The sequence below is a fragment of the Brevibacterium sp. CCUG 69071 genome, assembly GCF_021023135.1.
In the GTDB taxonomy this organism is placed as follows: Bacteria; Actinomycetota; Actinomycetes; order Actinomycetales; family Brevibacteriaceae; genus Brevibacterium.
In genome coordinates this window covers 354,170-377,430 of sequence record NZ_PGFV01000004.1, presented here as the reverse complement: position 1 = coordinate 377,430, position 23,261 = coordinate 354,170, and the positions used below count along the sequence as shown (strand labels likewise).

Annotated in this window: 20 protein-coding genes and 1 pseudogene; 16 read left to right on the top strand and 5 right to left on the bottom strand. The window is 66.1% G+C overall.

Translation table 11 applies throughout. The features are described from left to right. The first annotated feature begins 326 nt into the window (after positions 1–326). Genes pdhA through CV023_RS13305 form a run of 3 tightly spaced genes read left to right on the top strand, consistent with a single transcriptional unit; the run spans position 327 to position 3,914 of the window. Complete coding sequence (gene pdhA, locus CV023_RS13315) at positions 327–1,481, top strand: pyruvate dehydrogenase (acetyl-transferring) E1 component subunit alpha (RefSeq protein WP_230746323.1); 1,155 nt, start codon at positions 327–329, stop codon at positions 1,479–1,481. Beyond that, entirely contained in the window at positions 1,481–2,458 is a 978-nt protein-coding gene (locus CV023_RS13310; RefSeq protein ID WP_230746322.1) for an alpha-ketoacid dehydrogenase subunit beta, read from the top strand. The genes pdhA and CV023_RS13310 overlap by 1 nt, the downstream gene beginning before the upstream one ends. A 16-nt stretch (positions 2,459–2,474) precedes the next feature. Beyond that, on the top strand, positions 2,475–3,914 hold the full coding sequence (locus tag CV023_RS13305) for a dihydrolipoamide acetyltransferase family protein (protein WP_230746321.1): 1,440 nt from the start codon (positions 2,475–2,477) through the stop codon (positions 3,912–3,914). A gap of 24 nt (positions 3,915–3,938) precedes the next feature. On the opposite strand, the gene CV023_RS13300 is transcribed toward CV023_RS13305, so the two are convergent. Then, complete coding sequence (locus tag CV023_RS13300) at positions 3,939–4,940, bottom strand: protein kinase (RefSeq protein ID WP_230746320.1); 1,002 nt, start codon at positions 4,938–4,940, stop codon at positions 3,939–3,941. A gap of 664 nt (positions 4,941–5,604) precedes the next feature. Between CV023_RS13300 and rpmB the strand changes: the two genes are divergently transcribed. From rpmB to CV023_RS13265, 7 genes are all read left to right on the top strand, one after another. Beyond that, positions 5,605–5,841 carry a 50S ribosomal protein L28 gene (rpmB, locus tag CV023_RS13295; protein ID WP_230746319.1) on the top strand — a complete coding sequence of 79 codons (237 nt, stop codon included), beginning with the start codon at positions 5,605–5,607 and terminating at the stop codon, positions 5,839–5,841. Then, positions 5,841–6,008 carry a 50S ribosomal protein L33 gene (gene rpmG, locus CV023_RS13290; RefSeq protein WP_035756283.1) on the top strand — a complete coding sequence of 56 codons (168 nt, stop codon included), beginning with the start codon at positions 5,841–5,843 and terminating at the stop codon, positions 6,006–6,008. Before rpmB ends, rpmG begins: the two co-directional genes overlap by 1 nt. A gap of 6 nt (positions 6,009–6,014) precedes the next feature. After that, positions 6,015–6,320 (top strand): 30S ribosomal protein S14, encoded by a 306-nt coding sequence (rpsN, locus tag CV023_RS13285; RefSeq protein WP_230746318.1) that lies wholly within the window; start codon positions 6,015–6,017, stop codon positions 6,318–6,320. Positions 6,321–6,389: 69 nt separating this feature from the next. Then, the gene (locus CV023_RS13280; RefSeq protein ID WP_135541662.1) at positions 6,390–6,677 is read left to right on the top strand and encodes an HU family DNA-binding protein; all 288 of its coding nucleotides are present in this window, start codon (positions 6,390–6,392) and stop codon (positions 6,675–6,677) included. A gap of 167 nt (positions 6,678–6,844) precedes the next feature. Next, positions 6,845–8,908 (top strand): cytochrome c oxidase assembly protein, encoded by a 2,064-nt coding sequence (locus CV023_RS13275; protein WP_230746317.1) that lies wholly within the window; start codon positions 6,845–6,847, stop codon positions 8,906–8,908. A gap of 373 nt (positions 8,909–9,281) precedes the next feature. Beyond that, positions 9,282–10,640 (top strand): MFS transporter, encoded by a 1,359-nt coding sequence (locus CV023_RS13270; RefSeq protein WP_230746316.1) that lies wholly within the window; start codon positions 9,282–9,284, stop codon positions 10,638–10,640. Between the two features lie 164 nt (positions 10,641–10,804). Then, positions 10,805–11,551 carry a 3-hydroxybutyrate dehydrogenase gene (locus CV023_RS13265; protein WP_230746315.1) on the top strand — a complete coding sequence of 249 codons (747 nt, stop codon included), beginning with the start codon at positions 10,805–10,807 and terminating at the stop codon, positions 11,549–11,551. A gap of 90 nt (positions 11,552–11,641) precedes the next feature. Here the strand turns inward: CV023_RS13265 and CV023_RS13260 are convergent, their stop codons facing one another. Next, a complete protein-coding gene (locus CV023_RS13260) occupies positions 11,642–12,517 on the bottom strand; it encodes a LysR family transcriptional regulator (RefSeq protein ID WP_230746314.1) in 876 nt (291 codons plus the stop codon). A 130-nt stretch (positions 12,518–12,647) separates the two neighbouring features. On the opposite strand from CV023_RS13260, the pseudogene mmsB reads away from it, so the two are divergent. Then, a pseudogene (gene mmsB / locus CV023_RS13255) lies at positions 12,648–13,562 on the top strand (3-hydroxyisobutyrate dehydrogenase); the annotation flags it as partial. A gap of 184 nt (positions 13,563–13,746) precedes the next feature. After that, a complete protein-coding gene (locus CV023_RS13250; RefSeq protein ID WP_230746312.1) occupies positions 13,747–14,490 on the top strand; it encodes a YggS family pyridoxal phosphate-dependent enzyme in 744 nt (247 codons plus the stop codon). A 31-nt stretch (positions 14,491–14,521) separates the two neighbouring features. On the opposite strand, the gene CV023_RS13245 is transcribed toward CV023_RS13250, so the two are convergent. Continuing rightward, positions 14,522–15,943: an alpha/beta hydrolase-fold protein gene (locus CV023_RS13245; protein ID WP_230746311.1), complete on the bottom strand. Its 1,422-nt coding sequence runs from the start codon at positions 15,941–15,943 to the stop codon at positions 14,522–14,524. Positions 15,944–16,129: 186 nt separating this feature from the next. Here CV023_RS13245 and CV023_RS13240 point away from each other — a divergent pair, with 186 nt between their 5' ends. From CV023_RS13240 to CV023_RS13225, 4 genes are read left to right on the top strand one after another with little or no spacing between them, the layout of a single operon-like run. Beyond that, positions 16,130–17,158: a heme/hemin ABC transporter substrate-binding protein gene (locus CV023_RS13240; RefSeq protein WP_230746310.1), complete on the top strand. Its 1,029-nt coding sequence runs from the start codon at positions 16,130–16,132 to the stop codon at positions 17,156–17,158. Further along, a complete protein-coding gene (locus tag CV023_RS13235) occupies positions 17,155–18,234 on the top strand; it encodes a FecCD family ABC transporter permease (RefSeq protein WP_230746308.1) in 1,080 nt (359 codons plus the stop codon). The genes CV023_RS13240 and CV023_RS13235 overlap by 4 nt, the downstream gene beginning before the upstream one ends. After that, positions 18,228–19,040, top strand: coding sequence for a heme ABC transporter ATP-binding protein (locus tag CV023_RS13230; protein WP_230746306.1), 813 nt, complete (start codon positions 18,228–18,230; stop codon positions 19,038–19,040). Before CV023_RS13235 ends, CV023_RS13230 begins: the two co-directional genes overlap by 7 nt. Positions 19,041–19,099: 59 nt before the next feature. After that, on the top strand, positions 19,100–21,112 hold the full coding sequence (locus tag CV023_RS13225) for an NHL domain-containing thioredoxin family protein (RefSeq protein ID WP_230746304.1): 2,013 nt from the start codon (positions 19,100–19,102) through the stop codon (positions 21,110–21,112). Between the two features lie 9 nt (positions 21,113–21,121). On the opposite strand, the gene CV023_RS13220 is transcribed toward CV023_RS13225, so the two are convergent. Next, positions 21,122–22,081 carry a hypothetical protein gene (locus CV023_RS13220; protein ID WP_230746302.1) on the bottom strand — a complete coding sequence of 320 codons (960 nt, stop codon included), beginning with the start codon at positions 22,079–22,081 and terminating at the stop codon, positions 21,122–21,124. A 59-nt stretch (positions 22,082–22,140) separates the two neighbouring features. Beyond that, positions 22,141–23,256, bottom strand: a complete 1,116-nt coding sequence (locus tag CV023_RS13215) for an ABC transporter (protein ID WP_230746300.1) — start codon at positions 23,254–23,256, stop codon at positions 22,141–22,143. Positions 23,257–23,261 lie beyond the last annotated feature (5 nt).

The window sequence follows — 23,261 nt, the reverse complement described above, 5'->3', positions numbered from 1 at the left end:
CCTCGGTGCCGGTGGGGGAGAAGTCTTCGGACGTGCATTGGTCGGACGATGGAGGAACTCTGCCGGAATCGACAATTCCCAGCTCAGGCCTTTGGAACAGTGGCACAGCTGGCGGCGGCGACCCATAGAGTGATCCTGACCAGCACAATTGGCGCTCGAAACGCATAGTCGATGTGGCATGCAGTGAGTGGATTCGGTATCGTGGTATTACCTGTGAATCACATCACTCGAGGGCGAGTTCTCCCATCAGAGGGCCCGTCCGACCTACATAGTCCACCCACTGGTCACCTCCAGTGCGAACGGACCTCGAACAAAGGAGAACTGAAATGACCTCCAACATTTCAGTGGGAACCGGTACTGCCCACAGTCAGTCCTCGGAGCCCCGGATGATCCAGATGCTCACGGAAGACGGCAACCGCGTCGAATCCGGCGAGTACGACGCCTTCGCCGCAGAACTCACCGATGAGGATCTGCGCGGCTTCTACCGCGACATGGTTCTGGTGCGCCGCATCGATGCCGAGGGAGCGGCCCTGCAGCGACAGGGACAGCTCGGCCTGTGGGCACCGATGTTCGGCCAGGAAGCGGCCCAGATCGGCATGGGACGCGCGGCCCGAACCCAAGACTTCGTCTTCCCCACCTACCGCGAACACGGCCTCGCCTACACCCGCGGCGTCGAACCCGAGACCCTGCTGAGCATCTTCCGGGGCCAGAACCACGGCGGCTGGGATCCACAGGAGCACCGCTTCCACACCTACACCATCGTCATCGGCTCGCAGACCCTGCACGCCACCGGCTACGCCATGGGTGTGAGCATGGACGGCGACGTCGGCACCGGTGACATCGACCGCGACACCGTGGCGATCGCCTGCTTCGGCGACGGCGCCAGCTCGCAGGGTGATGTGTCCGAGGCCCTGACCTTCGCCGGAGCCTTCCACGCTCCCGTCCTGTTCTTCTGCCAGAACAACCAGTGGGCGATCTCCGAACCCACCCACGTCCAGACCGCGGCCCCGCTGTGCAAGCGCGGCGAGGGATTCGGCGTGCCCGGCATCCGCGTCGACGGCAACGACATCATCGCGATGTACTCCGTGGCCCGGGCCAGCCTCGACTCCGTGCGCGCCGGCAACGGGCCGATGCTCATCGAAGCCTTCACATACCGTCGCGGCGCCCACACCACCGCCGATGACCCGACGAAGTACCGGGACAAGGCCGAGGAGGAGATCTGGGAGGATCGCGACCCGATCACCCGCCTCAAGGCCTACCTCGACAAGCACACCGAAACTAGCGAAGAGTTCTTCGCCGAGGTGGACGCCGAGGCCGATACCCTGGCCGCCCGCATCCGCCACAACTGCATGACCATGGAAGACCCCGACGCGATCGAGATGTTCGCTCATGTCACCTCCGAGCCCCACCCGCTCGTCGATGAGGAACGTGCGGAATTCCTCGCGTACCGCGCCTCGTTCGCCGATGCAGGTGAGGCCTGATGGAGAAACTTCCCCTCTCGAAGGCGATCACTGCCGGAATGCGCAAAGCCATGGAGGACGACCCGAAGGTCGTCCTCATCGGTGAGGACATCGGCAAGCTCGGCGGCGTCTTCCGCGTCACCGAAGGCCTGCAGAAGGACTTCGGACCGCAGCGGGTCATCGACTCGCCGCTGGCCGAATCCGGCATCGTCGGCACCTCGATCGGCATGGCCATCCGCGGCTACCGCCCGGTCATCGAGATCCAGTTCGACGCCTTCATCTTCCCGGCCTACGACCAGATCGTCACCCAGGTCTCGAAGCTGTACAACCGCACCCTGGGCAAGGAACGCATCCCGATGGTCATCCGCGTGCCCTACGGCGGCGGCATCGGCTCACCCGAACACCACTCGGAGAGCCCCGAGACCGTGTTCGCCCACCATGCGGGCCTGCGCCTGATCTCCCCGTCGAACGCCCATGACGCGTACTGGATGATCCAGGATGCGATCAAGAGCGACGACCCGGTGATGTTCTTCGAACCCAAGCGCCGCTACTGGCAACGCGGTGACGTCGACACGAGCGACCGCGGCGGACTAGGCATGCACGATGCCCGAGTCGTCTCGGAAGGCACCGACGTCACACTCGTGGCCTACGGCCCGCTCATGCCGACGGCCACTGACGTCGTGGCCGCGGCCGCCGACGAGGGCAAGAGCGTCGAACTCATCGACCTCCGCAGCCTCAACCCGATCGACTTCGCGACGATCGAGAATTCCGTGAAGAAGACCGGTCGGCTCGTGGTCACCCACGAGGCCCCGACCTTCCTCGGTCTGGGCTCCGAGATCGCCGCCCGCATCTCCGAACGCTGCTTCTTCAACCTCGAGGCCCCCGTCATTCGGGTCGGCGGCTATCACACGCCCTACCCGGGCTCGAGGATGGAAGAACATTACCTGCCCGATCTCGATCGCATCTTCGACGGTGTCGACCGAGCCCTGGCCTACTGACTCGAGGAGAGCAGACTTGTCATTCGAATTTCCGCTTCCTGACGTCGGCGAGGGCCTGACCGAAGCCGATATCGTGTCCTGGAAGGTCGCCGCCGGCGACACCGTGACCGTCAACCAGATCCTCGTCGAGATCGAGACCGCGAAGTCACTCGTCGAACTGCCCAGCCCGCAGGCGGGCACCGTCGGTGCGCTCCTCGTTGAAGAAGGGCAGACCGTCGAGGTGGGCACCCCGATCATCCGCTTCGGCGGTGCCGATGATGCCGGTGAGTCCGCCGGTCCCGGCGCGGAGGCGGCCGACAGTGCCGCCGATGCGTCCGGGTCCGCAAGCGGCTCGGCTGCCGATGTCTCGGCTCCGGCGACGGATGATGCCGACGGCGGCGCCACCCTTGTCGGCTATGGGGCCAGGGCCACGTCCTCGAAGCGGCGTCCCCGCAAGGGCGCGGGTGTTCCCGCACCCGCGGCTCCTGCCCCGCAGACTGCGGCACCGGCTGCCGCTGTCGCAGAACCGAACGCACAGCCCGCCGCCTCGGCGTCGGCCGGATCGTCCGCCTCGGCGGGCAGACCCCTGGCGAAGCCGCCCGTGCGCAAGCTCGCCAAGGACCTCGGCCTCGACCTCGGCTCCATCGCACCCACCGGTGCGCGCGGCGAAGTCACCCGCGCCGATGTCCAGGCGGCGGCCGAGGGAACCGGGGCCGCAGAGACCACCGCGGCACCTGCCGGAGCAGCGGCACCGGCGACCGCCTCGGCGGGGCTGACTGCGGGCGAGCTCGAAGAGCGGATCCCGTTCAAGGGCGTGACGAAGATGATGGCCAAGGCCATGGTCGACTCCGCGTTCACGATGCCCCATGTCACCGAGTTCCTCGATGTCGACGTCACCGAGACGATGGCCTTCGTGCGCCGACTGAAGACCACGAAATTCCTCGGCGAGGACATCAAGGTGTCCCCACTTCTCATCGTCGCCAAGGCTGTGGCCTGGGCCGTTGCCCGCAATCCGCGGATCAACTCGTGCCTCGACGGCGATGACATTCTGGTCAAGAAGTACGTCAACCTCGGCATCGCGGCGGCCACCCCGCGCGGGCTGATCGTGCCGAACATCAAGAACGCCCACACGATGGGGCTGACCGAACTGGCCCAGGGCATCCAGGAGCTGACCGCCCTGGCACGCTCCGGGAAGACCCCGCCGGCCGACCAAGCCGGCGGAACGATCACGATCACGAACGTCGGCGTCTTCGGCGTCGACGCGGGCACTCCGATCATCAACCCGGGTGAGGCCGCGATCCTCGCCTTCGGTCAGGTGCGGAAGAAGCCCTGGGTCGTCGACGACGAGATCGTCCCGCGCGAGATCACGACGCTGTCCGTCAGCGCCGATCACCGCGTCGTCGATGGTGAGATCATCTCGAAGTTCCTCGCCGACGTCGGCCGCGGACTCGCGGACCCCACGCTGCTGCTCGCCTGAGGTCGCACCTACCTCGTCGAGGCCCTACTCGTCGAGGTAGGCGCTGCTGTCCTTCGGGCTGCCGTCCTTGACCAGTCGCTTGGCCAGGCAGTGGTCGCGGTCGAGACCCCAGGACCGGCACTGGTCGAGGGCGGGTTCGGGCTCGCTGTAGGGGGTGTCGATGATGGTGACCACGTAGTCGCCGTCTTTGTAGGAGCCCCAGTCGCCGCTGCGAATGAGGATCGAGCCGGGATACTTCACGCGGTTGGCCTCGAACTCGTCGAGGATGTCCTGAGCGGACCAGGTCTTTCCGTCGGCCTCCAGGCCGACATCCTTGGCACTGACCTGCGTGACCCATTGTCCTTCGAGGTCGGCGGCCTTCTCGGTACCGGCCTCCGTGTACTCATCGAGTCTGTCCTCGGGGCTGGCCGAGGGCTGGACAAGAGTATCGGACGGTGACGGCGACGACGCGGAGTTCGACTCCTCGCCGACATCGACCGGGACGGTGCCCGAGGAGGGAGCCAGCCAACGGATTCCGAAGAAGGCCACGAGCGCCAGGATCATGATCATCGCAATGACGACGACCGCGATCATGAGGCCGTTGCCCTTCTTCGACGGACCATCGGCCGGAGCGACCTGACCGGACCGGGATACCGGACCTTCCGGTCCGAAGTCGACCTGTGGAGCATAGGGGGCCGAGCCGTCAGCCGCTCTCGAGGCTCCTGCCCGGCCAGGCTGAAGAGCACCAGAGCCGTGATCGGAGCCGCCCTGGGCCGCGTAGCGGTCAGGGAAGGGAGAACTCCCGGCGGGAGCGAAGACATTTCCCGAACGCGCCTTCGACACGGACTGCTCGCCGGTGTGGCGTTCGATGTACTCGTAGTAGGTGGACCGATCGAAATCGGGTGCGTTCGAACCCGCATCCTGTCCCTGCGACGGAGCCTGGGCGGCCCGTTGGGACTGGGCCTGACCAGCACGATCGCTATGATCCTTCTGCCAGTCATCACTTGTCGCCGGACGAATTCGCGGCCTCGGTGGAACGTCGCTCATCGGTCCTCCTGAGTGCCAGATGTGGTGGCAATCATCTTCTTACCTTGGCACGAGATCGGCGGGCGATCAACACGACCGCCGGCAGGAGACGTTGCCGACGAAATCCTACTGCGTCATCCGCACAGTCGGCTCCGACCATGCTGTGAAAGTGCCTCGTCCCCGAATCCGCGCGGAAGCAGACCCCGAGAACGAAGCCGGCCCGGGATGGAGAACCGTGACGAAGAACCTACTGTTGCGGACCCGGGTGAATTTGCTCTGAACCCGGGTTTCTCTCTAAGATTGGTGTCTGTTGTGTCGTGACAAAGAGATCCTCGATCGATCTGCCGCGACCGACATGGTGCTCACCCACCGCTGCACTCCAGCTTCGGCCAATCTCTCACAGGCTACGGCTTCAGCGCTGGTGAGACATCTCGCCCAAACGGGCAAACCTGTTTTGGCGTACACAATTTTCATTGCGAACGCCGCGTGCCGAGCATCCGCTCGGGGCGAGTCGGACGGCAGTCCGACATCGGCCGGACAGCACACCGCGGTCCGACCGGGCAGCAATCGCGAAAATTTGTTGATGTCTTCCGACATCGGCGCAAGCGGGCGAGGGACATGCACGTCAGGTCCCTGCGCACGAGCTTGTTTCGAGAGTCGGTAACTTGTGAACTGGAGGAGAGTCATGGCAGCAACCTGCCAGGTCACCGGGGCAGTCCCCGGTTTCGGACACAATGTGTCCCACTCGAAGCGCCGCACCAAGCGTCGCTTCAACCCGAATATTCAGAAAAAGCGCTACTACGTTCCGTCTCTGCGTCGCAACGTCACGCTGACCGTGTCCGCCAAGGGCATCAAGGTCATCGACGTGCGCGGTATCGACGCCGTGGTCACCGAACTGATCGCTAAGGGAGTGAAGCTCTGATGGCTAAGGCCCAGGATGTTCGTCCCATCATCAAGCTCAAATCGACCGCCGGCACCGGGTACACCTACGTGACCCGCAAGAACCGCCGCAACAACCCGGACCGCATCGTGCTTAAGAAGTACGATCCCGTAGTCCGCAAGCACGTCGATTTTCGAGAGGAGCGCTGAGCGCACATGGCTAAGAAGTCAAAGATCGCCCGCGACAAGCAGCGTCGCGTCATTGTTGAACGCTATGCAGAGCGCCGCGCGACCCTGAAGCGTCAGCTCACCCACCCTGACAGCACCGACGAGCAGCGTGAAGAGGCTCGCCTCGGACTGCAGAAGCTTCCTCGCGATGCTTCGCCTGTTCGCCTGCGCAACCGCGACCAGGTCGACGGCCGCCCGCGCGGCTATCTCCGGAAGTTCGGACTCTCCCGAGTTCGCTTCCGCGAAATGGCGCACAACGGCGAGTTGCCAGGAATCACGAAGTCAAGCTGGTAATCTCGAGGAAGTTCGTTATCGGAAAAACGGACCGGTAACCGACCGACTTGTCCTAAGGAGGACACTTTTATGGCTAAGAACCGCAGTGAGCTCGTTGCAGAAGTTGCTGAGAAGTCCGGCCTGACCCAGAAGCAGGTCTCGGATGTTCTCGATGGTGTCTTCGATGTCTTCTCCGACGTCGTCGCCAAGGGCGAAAAGCTCACCATCCCCGGCTGGCTCTCCGTTGAGCGCACCGAGCGTGCCGCTCGCAAGGGTCGCAACCCGCAGACCGGTGAAGAGATCCAGATCAAGGCCGGCTACTCCGTGAAGCTGTCCGCTGGTTCGAAGCTGAAGGGTGCCGCAGGCAGCCCGAAGTGATCTTCGCGCATCAGCGTCGAATGGCCCGGACCGTTTGGTCCGGGCCATTTGCTGTCCCCGCCGAGGCGGTCCGTCGAGATCTCGGCCACGTCCCGGGCCTCCGGTTGGCTGAGCCTCAGGACCGGGCGATACTCTTGAACCATGAATGAAGGTGCGGTAGGCGGTCAGTGAGCTCTCCAATCTTCGAGCCGGTCACACGGTTCGCGGCCCGCGCTGCCGTGCCGATCGTTGTCATCCTCGGACTCATCGTCGGGTTGGCTGCTCTGTTCTTCACCGGTGCCGCCGAGGCGACGCTGCTCAACGACCCCGGCCCGTTCGTGAAGTTCGGCCTGCCGGCCGCGAAGTTCATCTTCAACCTCGCGATGTCGCTGACTCTCGGCGCCCTGATGTTCGCACTCCTTATCCTGCCCCGTACCCAGGGTCGCGGCGGTCGGCGCAAGCCCACGGACGGGGCATCGGAACCGCCCCTTGAGCCGCTGTGGGAGAAGTCTCTGAAGATCGCCGAGGTGTCCTCGGTCGTGTGGACGATCTCCGCGGTGGCCGTGCTCGTCTTCTCCTTCGTCGACACCGTCGGCGCCCAGGCCTATCTCGACTTCTCCAACCAGCTGGGCGTGTTCCTCACTCAGATCGCCTACGGACAGCTGTGGGTGCTCATCGTCGTCCTCATCGCCGTGGCTTCGACCCTGTGCTTCGGGACGCGGTCCTTCCTCGGCATCGCCGCGGCCGGTGTACTCGGCGTCGGCGTGATGATCCCGCTGGCGCTGATGGGCCACTCCGCCGAAGCCTCGGGGCACACTCAGGCCGTCAACAGCCTCGGCCTCCACCTCCTCGGCGTGACCATCTGGCTCGGCGGCCTCTTCGTCATCGCCCTGCTCGGCACCCGGCTCGCGCGTTCGTCCCACCTGCGGACGGTGGTCGAACGCTACTCGACCTTCGCCCTCGTCTCCTTCGGGCTCGTCGCCTTCTCCGGCGTCGTCAACTCGCTGCTGCGCGTGCACAGCCTCGACGACTGGATGACCTCCTACGGACAGGTCATCATCGCCAAGGCCTTCGCGACCGTTCTGCTCGGCCTCATCGGCTTCTGGCATCGGCAGTTCGTCATCCGACGTCTGGGAGAAGCCGCCTCGGCGGCCCGGGAATTCTGGCGGCTCATCCTCGTCGAATTCGTCATCTTCGGTGCGACCATGGGGCTGGCCGTCGCTCTGGCCCGCTCCCAGCCACCGGTGTCACAGGAACCGGTCGGAGATCCCACTCCCGCCGAGATCCTCACCGGAGACCCGCTGCCCCCGGCGCCCAACTTCGCTCGATACTTCACCGAGTGGTCGATCGATCCCCTGTGGATTGCGGTCGCCGCCGGTGCCTCCATCGCCTACATCTACGCCTTCGTCCAGCTTCGCCGCCGAGGCGATTCCTGGCCGGTGCTGCGCCTGATCAGCTGGCTGGTCGGCATGATCTTGCTCGTCTACGTGACCTCGGGCGGGGTGCGAGTGTACGGGGAGGTGCAGTTCTCCGGACACATGATCCAGCACATGCTCCTGGTCATGGTCGTGCCCCTGCCGATGGTCCTCGGCGCACCGATCACGATGCTCATGCGTGGAACCGCGGCGCGCACGGACGGGTCGAGGGGCATCCGCGAATGGGTGTTGTGGCTCGTCCACACCCCCTATCTGCGGTTCTTCGCGAACCCGATCGTCGCCAGCGTGAACTTCGCCGGTTCGCTCATCATCTTCTACTACTCGGGCATCATGCAGTACGCGCTCGAGACGCACATCGGCCACGAGCTGATGATCATGCACTTCCTCGGCGCCGGATATCTGTTCGGACAGGCGCTCATCGGCATCGACCCCGGGGTCAAACGACCGGCCTATCCGATGCGGCTGCTCATGCTGCTCATCACCATGGCATTCCACGCCTTCTTCGGAATCTCGATCATGAGCTCGAACGTCCTCATCGAAGGCGACTGGTTCGGCAACATCGGCGCCGACTGGGGCTACACCGCGATCGAGGACCAGCAGCTCGGGGGAGGCGTCGCGTGGGGAATCGGTGAGATCCCGACCCTCTTCATCGCGATCATGGTCGCCGTGCAGTGGTCGAAGTCCTCCGATCGTGAGGCCAAGCGAATCGATCGCCGGGAAGCTCGGAGCGACGACGCCGAGCTGCGCGCCTACAACGATATGCTCGCCTCGATGGCAGGCCGCGACGCGAAGTCCGGCCAGAACCGCGGTCGCTGACTTTCGCGGTCGTTGACCTCACTGATCGTTGACCTCCCCGGTCGTTAACCTCTCCGGGCACGAGGGGTGAACCTGACCGATGTCGCCGAGGCCGTTCTCAGAGTTGTAAAGTGCGCGGCGTGCACATCGGATGTGCGGGAATATGCACAGGAAATTCTCGGATTCTTCCCCTTTCGGCGCGAAAAACCAGCGACCATGGCGCAGACTGTTGCATGGATCATATTTATCCGGACGTCGCCGACGCCCCTGGGCTCCGCTGATCCGAGGCCGCATCGAAGCTGTCCGGGATCACCGTTCTCACCCGTCTGCGACGCCACAGCCAGTCGATCCGCGCATTCAACGGTGACGCGGATCGTGGAATCGAAGGAGTCACATGAGTTCCCAGAACAATGCCGAGAGGAAGTCGGTCCGCGCGCAGCTGCGTAAGGTCGTCGCCGCCTCGATGGCCGGAACGGTCGTCGAGTGGTATGAATTCTTCCTCTACGGTTCGGCCGCCACCCTGGTGTTCAACCACATCCTGTTTCCGCCGTCGGACAACCCGCTGACCCCGATCCTCGCGGGCTTCGCGACCTACGCGGTCGGGTTCATCGCCCGACCCGTCGGCGGCATAGTCTTCGGCCACTTCGGTGACAAATACGGCCGCAAGAAGCTGCTCCAGCTCTCGATCGTCCTCGTCGGCGCGGCGACCTTCCTGATGGGCTGCCTGCCGACCTTCGACCAGATCGGATACCTGGCGCCCATCCTGCTCGTGCTGCTACGCGTCGTCCAGGGATTCGCAGTCGGCGGCGAATGGGGCGGTGCCGTCCTCCTCGTGGCCGAACACGCACCGAACAAGGAACGCGGATTCTGGTCCTCGTTCCCCCAGTCCGGTGTGCCTCTGGGCAACCTCCTGGCCACCGCGGTGCTGTTTATCCTCACTGCAACACTGACCGAGGAGCACTTCCTGTCGTGGGGCTGGAGGGTGTCGTTCTGGCTCTCGGCCGTCATCGTCCTCATCGGCTACTACATCCGCACCCGTGTCTCCGACGCACCGATCTTCGATGAGGTTCAGTCCCAAGAGATCGAAGAGGGCGTTGACTACGGCGTCAAGGCGGTGTTCAAGCGTTACCCGCGCGAGGTCTTCGCGGCCATGGGTCTGCGTTTCGTCGAGAACATCCACTACTACCTCGTGGTGACCTTCTCGATCACGTATCTGTCTGTTCAAGTGGGAATCGAATCGGCGGAGATCCTCGGTCTGCTCCTCGGCGCACACGCGATCCACGCGGTGCTCGTGCCCGTCGTCGGTGCGGCCACCGACCGGATTGGACGCAAGCTTCCCTACGGCGTGGGCATCGTGCTCACCGCCACCTGGGGCTTCTTCGCCTTCCCGATGTACGACACCGGCAGCGGCGTCATGATCTTCCTCGGTCTGCTCATCGGACTCGTCTTCCACGCGCTCATGTACGCCGGCCAGCCGGCGATCATGTCTGAGATGTTCCCGACCCGGATGCGCAACTCCGGTGTATCGACCGGTTACCAGGTGACCGCCATCGTTGCCGGATCCTTCGCTCCGATCATCGCCACCGCGCTGCTCAATGCGACCGGTTCGTCGATCCCGATCGCTGTGTATCTGCTCGTCGCGGCCGTCGTCTCGTTCATCGCCCTGATGTTCGTCCGTGAGACGAAGGGCATCGACCTACGTTCGTTGGACCACGCGGACAAGGTGCGCCGTGGAGTCGCCACGGCCAACTGACAGCGGTTGACGACTGAACGCAGCCGGCGGCTGAACCAGCTCGCAGAATCGTTGGCAAAGGTACGGGGACGGTGCCGGCGAGGACCGGCACCGCTCCTGCCATCTGCCGAGGCGCATGATGGAACAGAACGAACTCGGACAAGAACGACGAAAAGGACATCTTCATGGGAGAACTCACCAACCGACGCGCACTCGTCACCGGAGGAGCCTCTGGGCTCGGGAGGGCGATCAGCGAGGCCTTCGCCGCCGCGGGCGCCCATGTCATCGTCGCCGACGTCAACGCGGAGACTGCGGAAGCCGTGGCCGCCGACATCGGCGGTGAGGCCTGGGTCGCGAACCTCGCGGACACCTCGGCGCTGGAGGGGATCGATCTCGATGTCGACATCCTCGTCAACAACGCCGGCATCCAGCGGATCCACCCGATCACGGAGTTCCCGCTCGAGGAGTGGAGGCTGATCAACACCCTCATGCTCGAGGCGCCGTTCGTGCTCACGAAGGCCGTGCTGCCGAAGATGTACGAACGCGGCTGGGGACGGATCATCAACCTCTCCTCGGTTCACGGCCTGCGCGCCTCGGCGAACAAGTCGGCCTATGTCGCGGCTAAGCACGGGCTGATGGGGCTGACGAAGACCACTGCGCTCGAGGCCGGAGAGCACGGGGTGACGTGCAATGCGATCAACCCCGGCTATGTGCTCACGCCTCTGGTCAAGGGACAGATCGCCGATCAGGCGAAGACGAACGGCATCAGCGAAGACGAGGTGCTCGAACAGGTCTTCCTCGGCCACTCCGCGGTTCCCAAGCTCGCCGAACCCGAGGACATTGCCGAGCTCGCCCTGTTCCTGGCCGGCGATGCCGCCTCCGTGATCACGGGCAGCGCCCACAGCATCGACGGAGGCTGGTCCGCCGCCTGAGGCCCACCGCCCCTCCCCCAACTACCTGACGGGGGCCCAGACACCTCGCGCCAAGTTGCTGGGCCCCCGTCAGGTAGTTGGGGGAGGGGGTCAGAGGACGTCGAGGACGCGGCGGACGCCGGTGTTGCGCAGGGATTCGTGGCGCACCGAGGCCCAGTAGGAGACCTGCTTCGAGAACTGCTCGGGCAGCACCTGCACGAGTCGGCTGTTGCCGCGGGCGACGAAATCGGGCAGGATCCCGATTCCCGCACCGTTCGAGGTCGCCAGCAGATGGGCATGCACCGAGGTGGAGCGGAAGAATCCTCGCCCGCGTGGCAGAGCGGAGGCCGCCTCGTCGAGGTCATCGACCTGCAGCGAGTTCTCGATGTAGTAGATCAGCCGGTGCTCGGCCAGCTCGTCGATCGTCGTCGGCATCGTGTGCGCGGCGACGTAGTCCTGTGAGGCATAGAGCTGGAGACGGTAGTCGCGGATGTGCTTGGCGATGCTGCGCGGAGCGTCGGGACGGCCGACGACGACCTCGATGTCGACCCCCGAACGATACTGCCTGGCGCGCTGAGTGGCCGTGATCAGCTCGATCTGCAGCCCCGGATGGTCCTGCTGCAGCCCGGTCAGCGCGGGCACCGCCCACTCGAGAGCAAAGGCCTGCGGGCAGGCGAGCCGGATCGTGCCCGACAGGGACGAGGCCGAAGGGCCGTCGATGCGCCCGAGCGCGGACTCGATGTCCTCGGCGATCGGCAGCAGCTGACGGCCGGCCGCGTTGAGCTCCCAGCCGTCCGGAGAGGCCACCAGCACCCGTTCCCCGTAGGCCTTCTCCAGTGCGGCGATGCGCCTGGACACGGTGGTGTGATTGAGCCCGAGGCTGTGGGCGGCGGCGGTGAACTTGCCCAGTCTGGCGACGGCGAGCAGAGTCAGGAGATCCTCGGGAGAGATCTGCGCGCCGGAACCGCCGAGTGCATGAGAGGCCATAGTCTCCCCATCCTATCTGCGTGCGCGCACATATCCGGTGCGGAATAGGTGATTCCGGGCCACCACCTCGGCGCAGGGACTGGCGTAATGTGAGAGGGAACACGACGACAAGTCTGAACATGATGCGAGGAGGCATATTATGTCGACGATTGGATGGATCGGCCTGGGAAACATGGGTCGCCCGATGACTGCGAACCTGGTCAAGGCCGGTCACACCGTAAATGGATTCGATCTCGTGGAGATCGCCGTCAAGGAAGCCGCCGAACACGGCGTCACCCCCGTGAATTCCATCGCCGAGGCGGTTGCCGGTGCGGACATCGTCTTCACGATGCTGCCCAAGGGCGAGCACGCCCGGGCCGTCTACCTCGAAGCCGACGGAGTGCTGGCCAATGCCGATAAGACGACGCTGCTCGTCGACTCCTCGACGATCGACTTCGACTCCGCCCGCGCCCTCCACGCCGAGGCGGCCAAGGCCGGGTTCCGCTTCGTCGACGGGCCGGTCTCCGGAGGCATCAGCGGCGCCGAAGCCGGCACACTGACCTTCATGCTCGGCGGCACCGAGGCAGACGTCGCCGAAGCGAAGACCTTCATCGAGCCGATGGCCGGCAACATTTTCCACGCCGGCGGCGAAGCCGCAGGTCAGGCCGCTAAGATCGTCAACAATATGATGCTCTCGATCAGCCTGCAGGGTGTCGTCGAGGGCGCCGTGCTCGCCGAGCGCCTCGGCCTGGACGCGACCACCATCTACGACATCGCGAAGGTCTCGTCGGGGGACTCCTGGCCGCTGCGCACCTGGTACCCGGTGCCCGGCGTGACCGAGACCTCTGCGGCGAACAACGCCTTCAAGCCCGGATTCGCTACGGCGCTCATGCACAAGGACGTCGGACTCGCCCTCGCCGGTGCCGAGACCGCGGGCATCGACCTGCCGGCCGCGAAGCTCGTCCACGAACAGCTGCAGAAGCTCGTCGATGCCGGCCTCGAAGGTCTCGACACCTCGGCGCTGATCAAGAACATCGACCCGAAGGCCAAAGGCCTGCCCGAGTAAGCTCCACGCCCGCCGCCCGCCGCCGGTCGTCGGTCGTCGGGCGGCGCCGACCGAATCGGGCACCGAGTTGCGGACGATCCATATCGAGAAATCGAGATGATCTCGACACGGATCGTCCGCAACTCGTCTCTGCGCCAGTTCCACCCGACCTGAAACTTCCGCAAGGACGTGGAAGACTGGAGGCATGAGCACCTCCCAACCTGCCGAGAGCACTCTGTCCGACACTCAGATCGCGTCCATCACCGGCAACCTCGACGAGGTGGCCGACCGTGCCCGCGCCGCTGCCGGGGCGAACGGCCGCTCGGGCGATGATGTGCAGGTGCTGCTGGCGACGAAGACGCAGCCGGCGGAGAAGATCCGCATCGCGCTCGAACACGGGTTCACCCTCATCGGGGAGAACAGGGTGCAGGAGCTCGTCGGCAAGGCCGAGGAACTCGCCGATCTCGACCACGAGGCCCATCTCATCGGCCCGCTGCAGAAGAACAAGGTCAATCACACCCTGCGCCATGCTCAGTGCATCCAGTCGGTGGACAACCTCGAACTCGCGACGAAGATCGGCAATCGCCTCGAGGTGCTCGATGAGACCATCGACATCTTCGTACAGGTCAACACCTCCCGCGAAGACTCGAAGTCCGGCATCGCGCCCGAGGACGCCGAGGCGCTCATCACCGAACTCCGGGACTTGACCAGGATGCGGCTGCGCGGACTCATGACGATCGGACTGCCCGGCCGCACACCTGAGGAGATCCGCCCCAGCTACTCCGATCTGCGCGAACTCCGCGACCGACTCATCGGAGCAGGCGTGATGCCGGCGGAGGCGAACGAGCTGTCGATGGGGATGAGCAATGACTTCGAGCTCGCGATCGCCGAAGGAGCGACGATGGTTCGCGTCGGCTCGAGCGTGTTCGGCGCCCGCGACTATTCCTGAGTGAGTCGAACCGGGTCCAGCTGAACCGCCTCTAGCCGAACACCCGGCGGAGACCGTCAATGAGCGCCCCGCGCCAGCAAGCGTAGTCGTGGCCTCCCTGATAGACCGACACCGAGGTGGTGCATCCCTTCTCGTCGAGGACCTCGGCGAGGCGTCGGGCGCGATCGACCATGAGCCCTTCCCGACTGCCGACAGCCAGGTGGAAGGCCATATCGCGGCGCTCTGCGGCGAGGAACAGATTCGTCGTCCAGTCATCGCCTTCGGCGGTGGCCAGATCTGCCGGGGTCGCCGTTCCGCCGGGCTGCCACCACAGCGAAGGGGAGTGGGGGAGGGCCGTTCCGAAGGCCTCGGGCGAATCGAGGGCCATGAGCAGCGAGGACAGTCCGCCGAGGCTCTGGCCGCTGACCACTCGACGGGAGCGGTCGGGCAGAACGACACCCTGTTCGGACAGCTCGGATTCGATCTGCGGCACAAGCTCCTCGGCCACGGCCCGCAGGAAGTCCCGGTTTCCGCGCAGGGTCGTGACCCGTTCGGGGATGCTGCGGGTGCCGATGCCGATGATCGCCAACGGCGGAAGTTCGGAAGCCTCGAGGGCCCCGGCCACGTTCAGCGCATCGAACCATTCGTGTCCGTCGAAGAGGACGAGCAGACCCGTGGGCTGCTGTGTTTCGGGGGTGGAGACATAAACCGGGTACGGGGCGCCGAGGATCTCCCGTTCGGCGACATAGAGACCCGGAGCTCTCGCATTCGAGGCGGCAGTCCAGGCGCTGTGGTCGGGAGCCAGAGGTCCGGAGAACACTGAGTTACCCACGAACTGGCCGGCGTACGTGCCCACGGCCAGACGTGCGGCCGCACCCGCGGCCTGATCAGCGGTCGACCCGGACTGACTCGACCCCGACGGATTCGACTCAGCGCGGGATGCCCGGCGCAGAGGTGGGTCGGCGTTGAACGGGTCGATGAACACCGGCGGTCCCGGCTGTCGTGGGGTTCCGAGCGGTTCGGGGGTCTCCGAGGCCGACGGGCTGAAGCCGTAGGAGCAGCGCAGATCGGCCGGCAGGGTCAGAGTGACTCCCCACATCCCGGTGCCGGGCACATGGCCCATCATCCCTTCGTCCGCCCGGTCCTTGTCGGTGACCCGGTTAACCACCAGTCTCACACTGCGAACATCCGGCGAGGCGGCCCGGTAGAGGAATGTGACTTCACGCATAGTCTCATCGTCCCTGCAGGGGTCGATGAGGGGCGTCCCGTGACCGGCGACTTCGTTCCAGAAACGCTCTTCGCGGCCGCGGACCCCTTCGGCCGCTTGGTCCACCGACTGCTGCCGCGGCGACCCGCCTTCCGCGACGGCACGGGCCCCGCCATCCGCGGCGGCACGGGTCCCGACCTGCGGTGACGCGGCATCGGAGGGGTCTTCGAGGCGAGAGAACTCGGCCTGGATCTCGGTGAAGCGCACGGGGTTCTCCTCGCTGACGATGGTTCGTTGACGCCCATGCCGGCAAGGCGGCTGACGACTTTGATAGTCTACTCGATTAGGTTAGCCTTGCCGACGTACGCGGGGTGGGGCTGTGACCGACCTGACCACTGACACATGACCCACGACAACAGACACATGACAACTTCCGACTCCCCAAAGAGAGCCATGAGAACAGGCCTTTCGCTCATCGGCGCAGTGTGCGCGCTCGCCCTCGCCGGATGCGGCGGAACCGGCTCTGACACGAAGAACACCTCGGCCGAAGCGAACGGAGGCTCCGAGCTCTCCGTTCCCCTGCCCGAGGGCTGGTCCCAGATCGGCGGCGAGAGCGACTTCTCCGCGATCGAGGCCGAACCTGAGCTGCCTGCCAAGGTCACCGACGGCACCGGCACCGAGGTCGAGGTCAAGGACGTCGACAAGATCATCGTGGCCGGTGACGGCGTGGCTTCGACCCTCGGCGCCCTCGGCCTGGCCGACAACATCGCCGCCGCCCCCGAAGACGCCGTCTCACCCGAGGCCAAGGACGCGCCAGAGCACTTCGAATTCGGCAAGAGCACCGGGGTCGAAGGACTCCTGGCCATGGACGGCACCCTGTTCATCGGCGACAACACCAAGCGCCACGGCGATGTCGCAGGACAGTTCCGCGACGCCGGGACCGATGCTGTCGTGATGGACGATCAGCAGTCCCAGGGCGACAAGCTCAAGGCCGTGGCCAGCTACGTCGGCGCCGAGGAAGCCGGCGAGGAACTCGCGAAGACCGTCGACGACCAGCTCTCCGATGCCGCTAAGACTGCCGAGAACTCGGGCCAGACCGATCTCTCGATCATCGAGGTCACCGCCAGTGGCGCGGGCGGTCAGAATGCCGTCGCCGGCACCGGCACTCCCGGCAACGAGATGATCGAGACGCTCGGCTACACGAGCGTCGGTGCCGAATCCAAGCTGCGCGGCTACTCCCGCGAATTCAGCAATGAGGGCATCGTCGCCTCGGCGCCGGACGTCATCGTCATGGCCGAATCCGACTACGAGAAGTGGGGCGGCGAGGACGGCCTGTGGAAGGCCTTCCCGACTCTGCAGCAGACCCCTGCCGGTCAGAACTCGGCGATCTTCGTCATGCCCGACGCCCAGCTGAAGTACTCCAGCCCGGAGATCGGCGTCGGCGCCCAGGCCCTCGCCGAGGCTGTCGCGAAGCTCAAGTGAGTCCGACCCTGACCGCCCGGCGCAGCCAGGAGAGATCCGAGCAGCGCCACACCGTCCGCCGCCTCCCGCTGACCACCTGCGTGGTCATCGGGCTGGCGGTGCTCGCGCTGCTCATGGTGGTCTCCGCCTCGGTCGGGCCGCTGCGCTTCCCGCTGTCCGAGGTCATGCACATCGTCGGCTCCCAACTGGGGCTGGGCGACGGGGCGGACCTCAGCCAGCGTGACGTCTCCGTGGTCTGGCAGCTGCGCGTGCCCCGTGTGCTCATGGGCGTCCTCGTCGGCGCGGCGCTGGCGATCTCGGGTGCTGCCCTGCAGAGCCTGTTCAACAACCCCCTGGCCGATCCCGGAATCATCGGTGTCAGCGGGGGCGCCTCGGCAGGCGCGGTCGGCGTCATCGTCCTCGCCGGCAGCTCCATCACCTGGCTGCTGCCGATCGGCGCCTTCCTTGCCGGCCTCGCCGTGACCGGTCTGATCTACGTCCTCGCCCGTCCGGGACGCAACACCGGCACCTCGCGGATGCTGCTCGTGGGCATCGCCGTCGGCTCCGGCTGCCAGGCGCTGACCGGCTTCTTCACCTTCATCGCCGATGACGCGGCGCTGCAGACGCTGACCTTCTGGCAGATGGGTTCGCTGGGCAAGGTGGTCTGGCCGCAGTTCTTCGCGACCTTGCCGATCTTCATCATCGGCGTCATCATCGTCCTGCTCAACGCCCGCGTCCTCGACGTGCTCACCCTCGGCGAACGCGAAGCCCAGCACCTGGGGCTCAACGTCAAGCGCAGTCGCCTGATCATCGTCATCGCGACCGCGCTCCTCACCGGTGCGGCAGTCGCCTTCGCCGGGGCGATCGGCTTCGTCGGCCTCGTCGTCCCGCACATCGTGCGCATCATCGTCGGACCCGGCCACCGCGGTCTGCTCCCGATCTCCGCGATCGTCGGCGCCATCCTCATCGTCGCCGCCGACTGCGCCTCCCGCGTCGTCGCCCCACCCTCCGAGGTCCCCATCGGACTGTTCACGGCCGCCGTCGGCGCCCCGTTCTTCCTGTTCCTCGTGGTCCGAATGAAGAAGAGCTCATGGTGAGATCGAAACCGAACCACCCCACCCCCGCCGAGGCGACCCCTCCCGCCGAGGCGGTCGTCCGGGCCGATGATGTCACCTTCGCCGTCGACGGCCGTGAGCTCGTCTCCGGGATCTCCTTCAACCTCGGTGCCGGTGAGGTCGTCGCCCTCGTCGGCCCCAACGGGGCGGGCAAGTCGACGATGCTCTCCCTCCTCTCCGGAGACGTCACCCCGACCCGGGGGGCGGTGGAGATCGCCGGCACCGAGGTGGGGGCTTGGAAGTCCGGTCCGCTGGCTCGTCAGCGCGCGGTGATGCTCCAGCACAACAGCTCGAACTTCGCCTTCAGCGTGCGTGAGGCGGTGCACATGGGTCGCCTGCCCTGGGATGTCGACGACGAGCGGGACGACAGGCTCGTCGCCGAGGCGATCGACGACTCCGACCTCGGCGGATTCGAGGCCCGGGACATCACGACGCTTTCCGGTGGTGAGGCCGCACGGGTCTCCTACGCCCGAACCAGGGTGCAGACGACGCCGATCATCTTCCTCGACGAACCCACCGCGGCCCTCGACCTCAGGCATCAGGAAACCCTGCTGCGGTCGGTGCGAAGACTCCGGGACGAAGGCGCCGCGGTCATCGTCGTCCTCCACGACCTCAATCTCGCCCTCCGCTATGCCGACTGGGTGCTCGTCTTCGGCAATGGCCGCCTCGTCGCCGATGGGCCTCCGCGGCAGGCACTGAGCGAGGAGCTCGTCGAAGAGGTCTACGGGCTGCGTGTGCGCAGGCTCGAAGCCGCCGGCATCGACACCCCGATCCTCGTGCCCGTCTGACGGGTCACATCATGACGCCCGGACTGCCGCCTCGGCGCCGGATCTGAGACCATAGAGCCATGAACTCCAGTCCGCAGGAAGAAGCATCGGAAGCCCAGACGGCTCCGGTGAACTCAGCCGCAACGGCCACCACCGATCAGCGCCAGGTCAAGGTCCGCGCCCCCGAACTCATCGGCCGTCGGTGGATGAACTCCGGAGGCAAGGAGCTCAGTCTCGCCGACCTGCGCGGCAAGGTCGTCCTGCTCGACTTCTGGACCTTCTGCTGCATCAACTGCCTCCACGTCCTCGACGAGCTGCGTCCGCTTGAGGAGAAGTACGGACACGAACTCGTCATCATCGGCGTCCACTCGCCGAAGTTCGAGTTCGAACGCACCGTCGAGGCCGTCGACCAGGCCGTCGAGCGCTACCAGGTCGAACACCTCGTCCTCGACGACCCCGATCTCGTGACCTGGCAGGCCTACACCGCCCGCGCCTGGCCGACCCTGGCCGTCATCGACCCCGAGGGCTACCTCGTCGCCACCCTCTCCGGGGAAGGCCATGCCGCCGGCCTCGGCGAGATCATCGAAGGACTCATCGCCGAGCACTCGTCCAAGGGCACGCTGCACTCGGGGGACGGACCGTACGTGCCGCCGCCGGCCCCGGAGACCGAGCTGTTCTACCCGGGCAAGGTCACCGAGCTGCCCTCGGGCAACCTCCTCGTCGCCGACTCCGGTCACCACAGCCTCGTCGAATACGACGCCGCCGGCCAGGACATCATCCGCCGGATCGGCACCGGTGAGCGCGGAGCGAACGACGGCGACTTCGCCACCGCGAGCTTCAGCGAACCCGGCGGCATCACGGTGCTGCCCGCCGCTCTCGCCGCCGAAGTCGGCTACCACCTCGTCGTCGCCGACACCGTCAACCACACCCTGCGCGGGATCGACCTCGAGAACGAGACCGTGACGACGATCGCCGGAACCGGCGAGCAGCACATGGTCGGGGCCATCGACAATGTCCTCGGCACACACGGTGAGCTGGGACGATACGACGGCCCGGCCCTCGACGTGAAGCTGTCCTCGCCGTGGGACGTCCTCTTCGCTCCGGCCACCGGCGAGGTGATCGTGGCGATGGCGGGCAACCACACCATCTGGTCCTTCGACCCCGCGGCGGGATCGATCCGCCTGCTCTCGGGCACGATGAACGAGGGCCTGACCGACGGCGACGGGGAGACCTCCTGGTTCGCCCAGTCCTCGGGTCTCGACCTCGGCTCCGAGGGCGAAGTGCTCATCGCCGACTCCGAGACCTCGGCCATCCGCCGCCTCGACCCCGGCACCGGTGAGGTGACGACGCTCGTCGGCGTCGGCCTCTTCGACTTCGGCTTCCGCGACGGACCCGCCACCGAGGCCCGGCTCCAGCACCCCTTGGGTGTGGCGACCCTGCCCGACGGGTCGATCGCGATCGCCGACACCTACAACGGGGCGATCCGCCGCTACGACTTCACCACGAACGAGGTCTCGACACTGGCCCGCGGCCTGCGTGAACCCTCGGACATCCTCGTCATCGACGGTGGGGGAGCAGAGGATGCCGGCACCGGCGCGGACGGCGGGGGAGATGCCGAGGCCGCCGATGCCGAACTCCTCGTCGTCGAATCCGCCGCCCATGCGCTCACCCGCGTCAGACTCCCCAAGGACGCCCAGCGCGTCGACGAGGGAGCCCTGACGAGCAAACGGCCGTCGACCGAACTCGCCTCCGGGCCTGTGTCGGTGAGCGTGAGCTTCACCGTTCCTGCCGGTCAGAAGCTCGATGACCGCTGGGGCGACCCCACCTACCTGCAGGTGTCCTCCACGCCTCCGGAACTCATCGTCTCCGGCGGCGGCGGTGCCGAGGGGCTGAGCCGCGACATCGTCATCGATCCCGAGTTCACCTCCGGCGTCCTCCACGTCACCGCGCGGGCCGCCGCCTGCGATGGCGAGCCCGGGGGAGAGATCCCGCTGCACGCGGCCTGCCACCTCTACCAGCAGGACTGGGGCATCCCCGTCGATCTCGTGGATTCGGCGCCGAACGAACTCAGCCTCGACCTCCGCGGCGCCTGAGCCTGCCCGCTATTTCACGGACACATCGCCGAGGCGACGCGGTTCGAAGCTCACCTGCGACGCCCTGACCACGACCGAGCCGCCGAGGACGAAGGACAGAGTCTCGTCGAAGTCATGTTCGGCGGCGGTGACGATGTCGCGATAGCGGCCCTTGATGCGCACCTCGACGGTGCTCGGGGTGAGCTCGAGATCGTTGCCCGAGGCGGTGAGGCTGATCTGCGGCTCACGCGTGAGCGACCACGACACGTCGCCGAGGATCTCATTGTCCGTGTCATAGCCGAACACGCAGCCGGCGGGGTAGAGCGTTGTCGCCTTCACACAGTTCTGCAGGTGCTCGGTGACCTGCTCACTCACGGCCTCCTCGAGCTTAGCCGTCGGCTCGGGCGAGAGCTCGATCTTGGGAGCATCCCCGGGAGCGGTCACCTCGGCGCGTTCGGACTTCGACTTCAGGTACGTCGCGTCGAAGCCGACGAGGTAGGTGGCGGGGAACAGCACGGGCACCTCACCGGCGGCGACGCTGTAGCCGTTGACCGTCGCCGTGGAGGATCCGGAGACCTCGAGGTTGAGCGTCGGCCACTTCTCCTGCTCGATCGCCCACCGGTCGAACAGGCCTGCGCTCGGCGGCAGCTTGACCATGGACAGTTCGATCGACTGCGTCTGCGAGGACAGGCCGTAGGAGAGCTTGACCGTGGCATGGTCGCCGTCGGTCGAGATCGTCTCGGCCTGCGCGTCCCGGGGCAGATCTGGAGCTGCAGAGAGAACCTCCCGGTTGAGCGCCAGCGTCGACGAGGGCGTCGGTCCGGAGAGGTAGGAGAAGGCGCGTTCGGCATCGCCCTTCTCGATCGCCGCGATGTAGGCCTCGGCCGCGCGGGCAGGGGTGTAGGCGGTGAGATTGAGCAGAGGGACCGCCGCAACCGTGAGCACGACGACGATGAGTGCCGAGATCAGAAGATTGCGGGAGGTTCGCATGGCCTCTCCTGATTCGGTCGGGGATTGAGAGTCGGGGATTTCAGTCTATCCGCCGCGTTTCACTCGACCGAATAGGCATGCAGGCACGCAGTGTCGACCTCGACGAAGACGTGGGTGCCGACCCGGACATTGGCCTGGAGTTCGGTGATGGATCCGCCCAGACCGGGATGGAGGATCCCGAAGCCTGCGCCTTTGCGGGCGGCCGCATGCGCCGAGGTGGTGCTCGGTTCTGCCGCGTCCGGCACTTCGGGTGCCGGGGCGGGCACCCCGGCGAGGTCCGCGAGGTCGACGTCGAGGGCCAGGCCCATCTCCGTGTCGACCGGGGACAGCTTCGCCTGCAGGCAGGAGCCGCGATCGCGCAGTCCCGTGACGATGGCCTCGAACACCGTCGCCGAGGTGAACGCCTCGTCGTGTTCGTCCAGTGAGAGCAGGGCGGCACGCCACCCGAGGGTGACATAGACCTTGCCGTCGAGCTCGGTACGGGCCTTGACCGCCGAATGGCCGATCGACAGCCAGCCCTTCCGCGCGAGCCCGGAGTAGACATTGACTCCGCTGAGCTCGGCGGGCAGGGAGCCGCGCGGCTCGGTCACGATCTGTTCGAGCGGACCCAGCGCCACGAGTTGGCCCTTCTCGATGTCGGCCACACCCGCCTCGGCGATGGTGTGGTCGGTGAGCGAATTGGAGCTGAAGACGACCCCGCGCCCGTCTCTGGCCGCGAGCTCGGCGAAGCGAGCACGCACACCGGTGCGCAGATGTCCGGGCACCGCGGCGAAGGGATCGATGAACGTCAGCCACCTCGCCTCGCTCGCCCAGGCTGCGGCCAGACACAGTCTGGTCCGCTCGATGGGTTCGAGTGAGGCGAGGCGGCGATGCAGAATCTCGGGTCTGAGTCCGAAGTCACTCAGTGCTCTGACCGATGCCGCCTCCCCAGTTCCGGCATCGACGTCGCGGAGATAGCTCCTGATCCAGCTGCGCACGCGCAGACGACCCGACCGTGGGTCGGTCGGGAGCTGCGGCGGAGGTACGACCTCAGACAGGGCACCCACGGACGCCACCACCGAGGCGGTGTCGTCCGGGGTGCCCATGAGTCCGAGCATTGTCCCTGCTCGCAGGCGGCCGAGATCGATCTCGCGCCCGTCGAGCTGCAGCCCCGCAAGGGACAATTCATCGTTCAACGGAT